This window comes from Nocardioides sp. B129/18 (genome assembly GCF_055282735.1).
Map to the genome: position 1 here is coordinate 177,305 of NZ_JBUZJI010000006.1, position 11,251 is coordinate 188,555.

Here is an 11,251-nt window from a genome sequence, read left to right on the forward strand (position 1 = left end):
GCTCGCCAGCGTCGCTCCACCCGGACCGCGCCCCGCCTCGAGCGGGGCGCGGTTCGCGCTCTCCGCCCGAGGTGCAAGATGGACCCCATGACCCAGACCGCCGGACCCGCCGGCGACCTTCCCGCCAAGGGACGCGTGCTCGTCGTCGACGACGACGCCTCCCTGGCCGAGATGCTCACCATCGTGCTGCGCCAGGAGGGCTTCGACAGCCGCATGTGCACCCGGGGCGACCGCGCCCTGGAGGACTTCCGCGACTACCGCCCCGATCTCGTCCTGCTCGACCTCATGCTGCCCGGCAAGGACGGCATCGACGTCTGCAAGGAGATCCGCGCCGAGTCCGGCGTGCCGATCGTGATGCTCACCGCCAAGGGCGACACCGTCGACGTCGTCGTCGGCCTGGAGTCCGGTGCCGACGACTACGTCGTCAAGCCGTTCAAGCCCAAGGAGCTCATCGCGCGCATCCGCGCCCGGGTGCGGCGCCTCGACGTCCCGGCCGGCCCGGTGGCGGAGACCCTCGCCATCGGCGACCTCCAGATCGACGTCGCCGGCCACCAGGTCACCCGCGCCGGTGCGCCCATCAGCCTCACCCCGCTGGAGTTCGACCTCCTGGTCTGCCTGGCCCGCAAGCCCTGGCAGGTCTTCAGCCGCGAGGTGCTGCTGGAGGAGGTCTGGGGCTACCGCCACGCCGCCGACACCCGGCTGGTCAACGTCCACGTGCAGCGGCTGCGCTCGAAGGTCGAGCACGACCCGGAGAACCCCGAGGTCGTCATCACCGTCCGCGGCGTCGGCTACAAGGCCGGGACGGCCTGAGGGACGCCGGGAAGCGGCGGGCGATGAGCCAGACCAGCCAGACCGGGGGTCCCGGTCCCGGCGTCGCCGGCGGATGGCTGCGTCGTGTCCGCGCGCTGCCCCGTCCGAGCGCGGCTCGGCTGCGGGCCTCCCTCACGGTGTGGCGCCGCTCGATCCAGGCCCGCGTCGTCGTCAGCACGCTCATCCTCACCACGATCGTCGTCACCGTGGTGGGCTGGTACCTCCTGCGGCAGACCCGCGACGGCCTGCTCGAGCACCGCGTCGACGCCGTCGTCGCGGAGTCCGCCTCCGAGGCCGACGACGCCCGCAGCCGGCTCACGGCCGCGCTCGGCACCGACACCGACGCCTCCAGCCAGCAGAAGGACCTCGCCGAGCCGATCATCGCGCGCGGGGAGATCCGCGGCTACGACGTCATCCTCGCCGCGCCCGAGCAGGACGGCGTCGAGGGCGGCGCCACCTACACCCCGGGCCTGGACCGCGCCAGCGTCCCGGCCTCCCTGCGTCGGCACTTCGCCACCAGCACCGACACCGCCTGGACCTACACCGAGATCCGGCGCGTGATCGATGGTCGCGAGGTGCGCGAGCCGGGCATCGTCGTCGGCTCGGCCCTCACGCTGCCGGCCGACGCCCGCACCTACACCCTCTACCAGCTCTACCCGCTCTCGGAGGAGCGCGAGACCCTCGCGCTGGTCACCCGGGCGCTGCTGACCGCGGGCGGCCTGCTCGTCGTGCTCGTCGCCGCGGTCACCCTGCTGGTCACCCGCCAGGTCGTCACGCCGATCCGCATGGCTCGTCGCGTGGCCGAGCGCCTCGCGGCCGGGCGCCTGCAGGAGCGACTGCTCGTGCGCGGCGAGGACGACCTCGCGCGTCTGGCGATGTCGTTCAACCAGATGGCCACCAACCTGCAGCGCCAGATCCGCCAGCTGGAGGAGCTCAGCCGCGTCCAGCGGCGCTTCACCGCCGACGTCTCCCACGAGCTGCGCACCCCGCTCACGACCGTGCGGATGGCCGGCGACGTCCTGCACGACGCCCGCGACCGGTTCGACCCCGCCGCCGCACGGGCGGCCGAGCTCCTGCAGACCGAGCTCGACCGCTTCGAGACCCTCCTCACCGACCTCCTCGAGATCAGCCGCTTCGACGCCGGGGCCGTCGTGCTCGACCTCGACGACGTCAACCTCATCGACGTCGCCCACCGCATCGTCGACGCGACCCGGCCGCTGGCGCGCCAGCGCGGCGTCGAGGTGGTCGTCGCGGCGCCCGACCACCCGTGCCTCGCCGAGGCCGACGGCCGGCGCATCGAGCGGATCGTGCGCAACCTGGTCGCCAACGCCATCGACCACGCCGGCACGGGCTCCGACGACGCGCCGGCCCGGGTGCTGGTGAGCGTCGCGGCCGACGATCAGAGCGCCGCGATCGCCGTCCGCGACCACGGGGTCGGCCTCGCGCCGGGGGAGGCGGCCATGGTGTTCAACCGGTTCTGGCGTGCCGACCCCGCGCGCGCCCGCAGCAGCGGCGGCACCGGCCTGGGCCTGGCGATCTCGCTCGAGGACGCCCACCTGCACGGCGGCTGGCTGCAGGCCTGGGGGCGCACGGGGGAGGGCGCCCAGTTCCGGCTCACGCTCCCGCGGCACGTGCGCGCGCCCCTGCGTCGCAGCCCGCTCCCGCTGGTGCCCGAGGACGTCGCCGAGCCCGCCGCGGTCCGCGCACCGGCGGCCGACGACGTCGCGGGGGTCCGGCCGTGAGCCGGCGGTCCGGCGTCGCCGGGCTGTCCGTGCTGGCCGTGCTGGCCGTGCTGCTGGCCGGCTGCGCGAGCGTGCCGACGTCAGGGCCGGTCGAGACGGCCACCGAGACCCGCACCACCGACACCGCCGCCGGCGTCCCGGCCATCGACCCCCAGCCCCCGGTGGCCGGTGCGTCGCCGGCGGAGGTCGTCCGCGGCTTCCTCGACGCCCTCCAGGCCAGCCCGGTCTCGACGAGCGTCGCCAGCCGCTACCTGACGTCCGCGGCCCGCTCGCGCTGGCGCCCCGAGCGCAGCACGATCGTCTACGACGGTCGCGTCGAGCCGGCCGACGACGCCTCGGGCGTGGTGACGGTGCGGCTGGTCGGCGCCGACCGCTTCGACACCCTCGGCCGCTGGCGCGGCCCGCTGAGCGCGGCCGCCGCGGGCCTGCGACTGCGCGTCGTGGAGTCCGACGGCGAGTACCGCATCGCGAACCCGCCCGACGCCCTCGTCGTCTCGCGCGGCTGGTTCGCGGCGCGCTACACCCCCGCCTCCCTCTACTTCTTCGACCCCGGGGGTCGGGTGCTGGTGCCCGAGCCGGTCTACGCCCCGGTCGGGCAGGCGCGGGCTGGCGCGCTCGTGCGCGGGCTCCTGGCCGGTCCGTCCGCGGGCACCGCGGACGTCGAGCGCAGCTACCTCCCCACCGGACTCCAGGTGGCGCTGTCGGTGCCGGTCTCCGAGGACGGCCGTGCCACGGTGAGCCTCAAGGGCAAGCCCGCGACGCTCAGCCAGCAGCAGGCGGCGCTCCTCCTCGCCCAGATCGCCTGGACGCTGCGCCAGGACCGCTCCATCACCTCGGTGTCGGTGAGCATCGACGGCGTCCCCCTGCGCGGCGACGACGGCAGCGACGCCCGGCCGGTCGACGACGCGGCCGGGTTCGACGCCGCCACCGCCGCGAGCTCGACGCTCTACGGCGTCCGCGGGGGCCTCCTCGTCTCGGGCGGACGCACCGGCCTCGACCCCGTGGACGGCCGGTTCGGCACCGCGCGCCTGCTGCGCTCGGCGGCCGTGGAGGCCAGCGGGGCGCAGGCTGCGGGCGTCTCTCTCGACGGCACGCGACTCCTGCTGGGGCCGGTCTCGCTGGGCACCCGGTCGAAGATCCGCACGCTCCTCACGGGCGCCGGCGACCTCACCACGCCGGCCTGGGACGGCCAGGGCCGGCTCTGGATCGCCGACCGCTCCCGGCCCGGGCGGATCCTCGTCGACCGCACCCGCGACGACGAGCGCCTGACGCCCGTCGTCGTCCCCGGCCTGGGGCAGGCGCGCGTCCAGCGCCTGCTGGTCTCCCGGGACGGCACGCGCCTGGTGCTGCTCACCCGCGAGCGAGTCGGCGGCGTCACGCGCGACTCCCTGCGGGTCGCCCGGGTGGTCCTCAGCCCCGGCGGCCGGCTGCTGCGCGTGCTCCCCGCCCGGCTCCTGAGCCTGCCGGCGACCGCGAGCGGCACGTCCCTGCTCGACGTCGCCTGGGCGGGCCCCATCACCCTGGCGGTGCTCACCACCGAGAGCCCGGGCGTCGCGCGGGTCGTGAGCATCGGCGTCGACGGCTCCCCTCCGGGCGGCGAGGCGCCGGAGTCGACGGTCACCGGCGGACGTGCGCTGGTCGGCAGCCCCGACCCCGCGCGGTCGATCTTCGCGGTCGGCGGCAGCAGCCTCGTCGAGCTCGGGGGAGCGGCCGGCGGCCCGCGGCTGCCGACGTCCGGAGTGGGCTCGCTGTCCTACGGCGGCTGACCTCCTCCACAGGCGGCGTCGTCGACGCCCGACCGCACGCGATCGGCGTGATCGGATGGGGCGGTGGCCGCTCCCTCCGGCTGGTTCGTCGACGCCGCCCTCGACCTCCTCCTCGGGGGCCGGTGCGCCGGGTGCGGGCGTCCGGGGCGCCCGTGGTGCGCGGAGTGTCGGAGCCGGGCGCGGAGCGCTCCGCGGGTGGTGGCCGGAGCGGCGGTCGCGGCCGGTCGCTACGAGCCGCCGCTGTCCTCGGCGATCCTCCAGCACAAGGAGCGCGGCGTGCTCCGGCTGGCGACGCCGCTGGGCGAGCACCTGGCCGACGCCGTCATCGAGGTGCTCGGCCTGGCGTCTCCGTCCTCGAGCGGGGTGGTCGTGCTGGTGCCGGTGCCCTCGCGGGCCTCGGCCGTCCGCGAGCGCGGCCACGACCCCACCGCGCGGATGGTCGCGCGCGCCGCGCAGGTCCTGCGCCGCCGCGGACTCGCCGTCCGCACCGACGCCCTCCTCCGCCTGCGGGCCCGGGTCCGCGACCAGGCCGATCTCGACGCCCACGAGCGGGCGCTCAACCTCGACGGCGCGTTCGCGGTCGACGCCGCCGCCCACCGGGCCCTGGCGCGTGCCTGCCCCCGCGCCCGGCTCGTGCTGTGCGACGACGTCGTCACGACCGGCGCCACCCTGCGGGAGGGGCTGCGCGCGCTGGAGGGGGTCGGCCTGCCGGTCCTCGGCGCCGCCGTGGTCGCCGCCGTCGACGCCCGGGCGAGGGAGGGACGCCCCGGGGCGACGGACCGATGACGGACTGATGGCCGCGTGGTGGCGGCGTGGTGCGGCACGACGGCGGCGTGGTGGCGGCGCGACGACCCCGCGACGACCTGAGAGGAGCCTGCGAAGGGTCGGGGGTCCCTTCCGTCGGCGCCGCGATGCGCCTATCGTCTCGTCATGGAGTCCGTTCGGGTCCGTGGTTGCGTCGTCGGGACGCACGGGCGAGCCCGGATGTCCCCTCGGCTAGCCGATGCCAGTCGCAGGCGAAGCGGTCCACGTAAGGCGGACGGGGTCTCCCCGGATCGCCGATCACGGTGCGGCTTAGACGTAAGTCCTGCCTCGGCCCGTCCATCAGACATGGGCGGCGCCGGGAGAAGGCCGGTAGTGGCAGAGAAGCTGCGGAAGCCTCAGCAGGCGATTGTGGGGTCGAAGACCAGGTCGGCCGGACGGACTCCTCCCATCCGGATGCGCGGCGGCGTGCGCGGGGGTCAGCCCCCGGGCCCGCCGCCGCTGTCGTCACCGAGGGCGACCCGCATCCGGCGCCACCGATAGGGAGGTTCACATGGAAGTCGTCGTCACCGGTCGCCACTGCGAGATCAAGGACGCCTACCGCCAGCACGCCGCCGAGAAGCTCGCGCGCCTGGAGAAGCACGACCATCGGATCATGCGGGTGCATGTCGAGGTCGACTGCGAGCCCAACCCCCGCCAGCACGACCAGTCCGTCCACGTCGAGCTCACCGCGTTCTCCAAGGGTCCGGTCATCCGGGCCGAGGCCGCGGCCGACGACAAGATGGCCGCCCTCGACCTGGCCCTCGACAAGATGGTGTCCCAGATGCGCCGCGCGGCCGATCGTCGTCGCGTGCACCGCGGACGCCGCGCCCCGGTCTCGGTCGGCCAGGCGCTCGCGGGTCTCGAGCCGCTCACCGCGGACGTCGACGAGGAGCCGGTGCTCGAGCGTCAGGTCGGGCCCATCACCGTGATGGGCGACGGCCCGCTCGTCGTGCGCGAGAAGACCCACCTCGCCGCGCCGATGACCCTCGACCAGGCCCTCTACGAGATGGAGCTGGTCGGTCACGACTTCTACCTCTTCCTCGACAAGGAGAGCGAGCGCCCCTCGGTCGTCTACCGCCGCCGCGGCTACGACTACGGCGTGATCGCCCTCGACGTCGACGGCTGAGCCCTCCGCCCCGGACCTCGGTCCGCCACGACCCGCACGCACCTCGGCCCCGGGAGCCCCGCGCTCCCGGGGCCGAGGCGCGTCCTGGTGGCCCGGACGGGCCATCCGCGGCGCGCGCCGATGGCCCGGATGCGCGCAGCGGGCGGCTCGGTCGTGCCATGATCACCGGGTGAGCAGCCAGGGAGCATCCGAGGACCCGATCCGCGTCCTGGTCGTCGACGACCAGGAGCTCTTCCGTCGCGGCATGACGATGCTCCTCGGCGTCGAGCCGGGCATCGAGGTGATCGGCGAGGCCGGCGACGGCGTCGAGGGCACGAACCTGGCCTCGGCCACCGCGCCCGACGTCGTCCTGCTCGACGTCCGGATGCCCAAGCGCACCGGCATCGAGGCCTGCCTGGCGATCAAGGAGGTCGTGCCGACCGCCAAGATCATCATGCTCACCGTCTCCGACGAGGAGGCCGACCTCTACGAGGCGGTCAAGAGCGGAGCCTCGGGCTACCTGCTCAAGGACTCCTCCATCGAGGAGGTCGCCCAGGCCATCCGCGTCGTCGCCGACGGCCAGTCGCTCATCTCGCCCTCGATGGCGGTCAAGCTGATCGACGAGTTCAAGCAGATGAGTCGCCCCGAGCGGTCCCACGTCCCCGGCCTGCGCCTGACCGAGCGCGAGCTCGAGGTGCTGCGCCTGGTGGCTCGCGGCATGAACAACCGCGAGATCGCCAAGGAGCTCTTCATCTCCGAGAACACCGTGAAGAACCACGTGCGCAACATCTTGGAGAAGCTCCAGCTCCACTCGCGCATGGAGGCGGTCATGTACGCCGTCAAGGAGAAGCTGCTCGACCTGCCGTGACGCCGCCGCCCACGCCCCCGCAGATCAGCACCCCGCAGCACGCCCAGCAGCTGAGCCGCGCCCAGGCGCGACGGCTCGCGCTGGCCGCCCAGGGCTTCGCCGACCGTCCCCACGGCACCGTCACGATGCGCACCCTGCAGCGCACCGTCGAGCGGACGGGCGTCCTCCAGGTCGACTCCGTCAACGTGCTGACCCGCGCCCACTACATGCCGCTCTACGCACGGATGGGCCCCTACGACACCGGCCTGCTGCACCGTGCGGCCGAGCAGCGGCCGCGACGTCTGGTCGAGTACTGGGCGCACGTGCAGGCCTACATGCCTGTCGAGCTGTGGCCGCTGATGGCCCACCGGCGGGCGCACTTCCGCGAGCTGCGCGGCAAGTGGTGGCACGACGTCCCCGACGACGTGCTCGAGGCCGTGCGCCGCGACGTCGCCGCGCACGGGCCCTCGACCGCGCGGGAGGTGTCCGCGCGCCTGGGCCACGCCGGCGAGCGGTCGAAGGAGCACTGGGGCTGGAACTGGTCGGTGGCCCGCAAGGCGCTCGACCACCTCTACAGCGCCGGCGAGGTCGCCGTCGCGGGCCGCACCTCCCAGTTCGAGGTGCGCTACGACGCCCTCGAGCGGGTGCTGCCGGCGGACGTGCTCGCCGCGCCCGACGTCGCCAAGCCCGACGCCGTGCGGGCCCTGGTGGAGCGGGCCGCGCGCTCGCACGGCGTCGGCACCGCGGTGTGCCTGCGCGACTACTACCGCCTCGGGGCCTCCGACGGCGTCCCCGAGGCGATCGCGGAGCTGGTCGAGGACGGCGTCCTCGAGCCGGTGCGGGTCGAGGGCTGGTCCCGGCCGGCCTATCGGCACCGCGACGCCGCGCTGCCGCGTCGCATCAGCGCCCGCACCCTGCTCAGCCCCTTCGATCCCGTCGTGTGGGAGCGCGAGCGCGCGCTGCGGCTCTTCGGGTTCGAGTACCGCATCGAGATCTACACCCCGGCGGCGAAGCGGCGCTACGGCTACTACGTGCTGCCGTTCCTGCTCGGCGAGCACCTCGTGGCGCGGGTCGACCTCAAGGCCGACCGCGCGGCCGGCGTCCTGATCGTGCAGTCCGCGCACGGCGAGGAGGGCTCGCCGGTGCCGGCCGGGGAGGTCGCCGAGCAGCTGGCCGCCGAGCTCGAGCGGCTGGCCGGGTGGCTCGGGCTGAGCGAGGTCGCCGTGGTCCGTCGGGGCGATCTCGCCGAGGTGCTCGCGCTCGCGGTGGCCTCGCGGTGAGCGCCCCGCGGGAACCGCACCGACACCATTAGGGACCCCCACCACCCGTGGGTAGAGTGATCGCAGCCTGCCCACCTGCTAGGAGTGACTCCGCTGTGCCCGTGATTCTCGACAAGCTCCTCCGCATCGGAGAGGGCAAGATCATCCGCCAGCTCGAGGGCATCGCCCAGGCCGTCGACGCCATCGAGGACGACTTCGTCGCGATGTCCGACGCCGAGCTGCAGGCGATGACCACCGAGTTCAAGCGTCGTCACGCCGAGGGGGAGTCCCTCGACGACCTCATGCCCGAGGCGTTCGCCACGGTCCGCGAGGCCGCGCGCCGCGTCATCGGCCAGCGTCACTACGACGTGCAGATCATGGGCGGCGCCGCGCTGCACCTGGGCAACATCGCCGAGATGAAGACCGGTGAGGGCAAGACCCTGGTGGCCACGCTGCCGGCCTACCTCAACGCCATCTCCGGCAAGGGCGTCCACGTCGTCACGGTCAACGACTACCTCGCGAAGTACCACGCGGAGTGGATGGGCCGCGTCCACCACTTCCTCGGGCTCACCACCGGCGTGATCCTCCCGGAGATGAACCCCGCGGAGCGCCGCGAGGCCTACGCCTGCGACATCACCTACGGCACCAACAACGAGCTCGGCTTCGACTACCTGCGCGACAACATGGCCTCCTCGATCGAGGACTGCGTGCAGCGCGGCCACAACTTCGCCGTCGTCGACGAGGTCGACTCCATCCTCATCGACGAGGCCCGCACCCCGCTCATCATCAGCGGCCCGACCCAGGACGAGGTGAAGTGGTACGGCGAGTTCGCCAAGCTCGCCCGCCGCCTCGAGCGCGACGTCGACTACGAGGTCGACGAGAAGAAGCGCACCATCTCCGTCCTGGAGCCCGGCATCACCAAGGTCGAGGACCACCTCGGCATCGAGAACCTCTACGAGTCGGCGAACACCCCGCTGATCTCCTTCCTCAACAACTCCATCAAGGCCAAGGAGCTCTTCCGCAACGACAAGGAGTACGTCGTCATCAACGACGAGGTGCTCATCGTCGACGAGCACACCGGCCGCATGCTGGCGGGTCGTCGCTACAACGACGGCTTGCACCAGGCGATCGAGGCCAAGGAGGGCGTGCAGGTCCGCGAGGAGTACCAGACGCTGGCCACCGTCACCCTGCAGAACTACTTCCGCCTCTACGAGAAGCTCGGCGGCATGACCGGCACGGCCATGACCGAGGCCTCGGAGTTCGACAAGATCTACGGCCTCGGCGTGGTGCCGATCCGCACCAACAAGCCGATGGCCCGCATCGACCAGGCCGACCTCGTCTACCGCACCGAGGAGGCCAAGTACGACGCCGTCGCCGAGGACATCCGCGAGCGCCACGAGAAGGGCCAGCCGATCCTGGTCGGCACCGTGTCGGTGGAGAAGTCGGAGTACCTCTCCCAGAAGCTGACGAAGCTCGGCATCGCCCACACCGTGCTCAACGCGAAGGTCCACGCCGACGAGGCGAAGATCGTCGCGATGGCCGGTCACAAGGGCGCGGTCACCGTCGCCACCAACATGGCCGGTCGAGGCACCGACATCATGCTCGGCGGCTCGGTGGAGTTCCTCGCCGACCAGGAGCTGCGCAAGCGCGGCCTGGAGCCGCAGGGCGAGACGGCCGAGGAGTACGAGGCCGCCTGGCCCGACACCCTCGAGAAGGTCAAGGAGCGGGTCAAGGCCGAGCACGACGAGGTCAAGGAGCTCGGCGGCCTCTACGTCATCGGCACCGAGCGCCACGAGTCGCGCCGCATCGACAACCAGCTGCGCGGTCGTTCGGGCCGTCAGGGCGACCCGGGCGAGTCCCGGTTCTACCTGTCGCTGCAGGACGAGCTCATGCGGCTGTTCAAGTCCGACTGGGTCGACCGCGTCCTCCAGGTGCTGCGCATCCCCGACGACGTCCCGATCGAGAACAAGCGCGTCACCAACGCCATCGCGAACGCGCAGGGCCAGGTCGAGTCGCAGAACTTCGAGTCCCGCAAGAACGTCCTGAAGTACGACGACGTCATGGACCGCCAGCGCAAGGTCATCTACGCCGAGCGCCGCCAGGTGCTCGAGGGCGCCGACCTCAAGGACCAGGTCCGGGGCTTCCTCGACGACGTCGTCACCGGCTACGTCACCGGCGCCACCGCCGACTTCGCCGAGCAGTGGGACCTCGAGCAGCTCTGGATCGACCTGCGCCAGCTCTGGCCGGTCAGCCACACCATCGCCGAGGTCGAGGAGGCCGCCGGCGGCCGCAGCGGCATCGAGCGCCAGGAGCTCATCGACCTCCTCAAGGAGGACGCCCACGCCGCCTACGACCGTCGCGAGGCCGAGATCGGCGCCGAGGTCGTGCGCGAGCTCGAGCGTCAGGTGCTGCTCTCGGTGCTCGACCGCAAGTGGCGCGAGCACCTCTACGAGATGGACTACCTGCGCGAGGGCATCTACCTGCGGGCCTACTCCCAGCGCGACCCGCTCGTGGAGTACCAGCGCGAGGGATTCGACATGTTCGCCGCCATGATGGACGGCATCAAGGAGGAGACCGTCGGGTTCCTCTTCAACCTCGAGGTCAGCGTCGAGGAGGACCCCGAGGGCGTCGTCCCGGTGGAGGACTCCCTCGAGGGTGCGCCGCAGATCCGGGCCAAGGGCCTGGGCGAGCCGACGACCCCGCAGCAGCTGGCCTACTCCGCGCCGGACGAGACCGGCGAGGCCGAGGTCCGGGCCGAGGCCGTCGACGACCCGTTCGAGGGCGTCGGCCGCAACGAGAAGTGCCCCTGCGGCTCGGGCAAGAAGTTCAAGCAGTGCCACGGCGCCGCGGGCGGCCCCACCGGCCTCACCGCGCGCATCAACGGCTGACGCACGGCGCAGCCGGACGCCGACGGGCGC

Annotated in this window: 8 protein-coding genes; all 8 read left to right on the forward strand. The window is 73.2% G+C overall.

Annotated features, from left to right (window positions below; genetic code table 11):
• Positions 1 to 87: 87 nt before the first annotated feature.
• The 8 genes from mtrA (at position 88) to secA (ending at position 11,221) form a co-directional block, all read left to right on the forward strand.
• Positions 88 to 810: an MtrAB system response regulator MtrA gene (gene mtrA, locus ACZDWJ_RS06835; protein WP_463520181.1), complete on the forward strand. Its 723-nt coding sequence runs from the start codon at positions 88 to 90 to the stop codon at positions 808 to 810.
• Between the two features lie 23 nt (positions 811 to 833).
• Positions 834 to 2,552 carry an MtrAB system histidine kinase MtrB gene (gene mtrB, locus ACZDWJ_RS06840; protein WP_463520182.1) on the forward strand — a complete coding sequence of 573 codons (1,719 nt, stop codon included), beginning with the start codon at positions 834 to 836 and terminating at the stop codon, positions 2,550 to 2,552.
• Positions 2,549 to 4,318 carry an LpqB family beta-propeller domain-containing protein gene (locus tag ACZDWJ_RS06845; RefSeq protein ID WP_463520183.1) on the forward strand — a complete coding sequence of 590 codons (1,770 nt, stop codon included), beginning with the start codon at positions 2,549 to 2,551 and terminating at the stop codon, positions 4,316 to 4,318. The genes mtrB and ACZDWJ_RS06845 overlap by 4 nt, the downstream gene beginning before the upstream one ends.
• Positions 4,319 to 4,381: 63 nt before the next feature.
• Entirely contained in the window at positions 4,382 to 5,104 is a 723-nt protein-coding gene (locus tag ACZDWJ_RS06850; protein WP_463520184.1) for a ComF family protein, read from the forward strand.
• A 529-nt stretch (positions 5,105 to 5,633) separates the two neighbouring features.
• Complete coding sequence (hpf, locus tag ACZDWJ_RS06855; RefSeq protein ID WP_463520185.1) at positions 5,634 to 6,248, forward strand: ribosome hibernation-promoting factor, HPF/YfiA family; 615 nt, start codon at positions 5,634 to 5,636, stop codon at positions 6,246 to 6,248.
• A 169-nt stretch (positions 6,249 to 6,417) separates the two neighbouring features.
• Positions 6,418 to 7,095: a response regulator gene (locus ACZDWJ_RS06860; protein ID WP_463520186.1), complete on the forward strand. Its 678-nt coding sequence runs from the start codon at positions 6,418 to 6,420 to the stop codon at positions 7,093 to 7,095.
• Entirely contained in the window at positions 7,092 to 8,354 is a 1,263-nt protein-coding gene (locus ACZDWJ_RS06865) for a winged helix-turn-helix domain-containing protein (protein WP_463520187.1), read from the forward strand. The genes ACZDWJ_RS06860 and ACZDWJ_RS06865 overlap by 4 nt, the downstream gene beginning before the upstream one ends.
• 95 nt (positions 8,355 to 8,449) lie before the next feature.
• Positions 8,450 to 11,221 carry a preprotein translocase subunit SecA gene (gene secA / locus ACZDWJ_RS06870; RefSeq protein WP_463520188.1) on the forward strand — a complete coding sequence of 924 codons (2,772 nt, stop codon included), beginning with the start codon at positions 8,450 to 8,452 and terminating at the stop codon, positions 11,219 to 11,221.
• The last annotated feature ends 30 nt before the right edge of the window (positions 11,222 to 11,251 follow it).

Coding starts and splice junctions, on each gene's coding strand:
- mtrA (WP_463520181.1), top strand. CDS start 88: ATGACCCAGACCGCCGGACCCGCCGGCGACCTTCCCGCCAAGGGACGC.
- mtrB (WP_463520182.1), top strand. CDS start 834: ATGAGCCAGACCAGCCAGACCGGGGGTCCCGGTCCCGGCGTCGCCGGC.
- hpf (WP_463520185.1), top strand. CDS start 5,634: ATGGAAGTCGTCGTCACCGGTCGCCACTGCGAGATCAAGGACGCCTAC.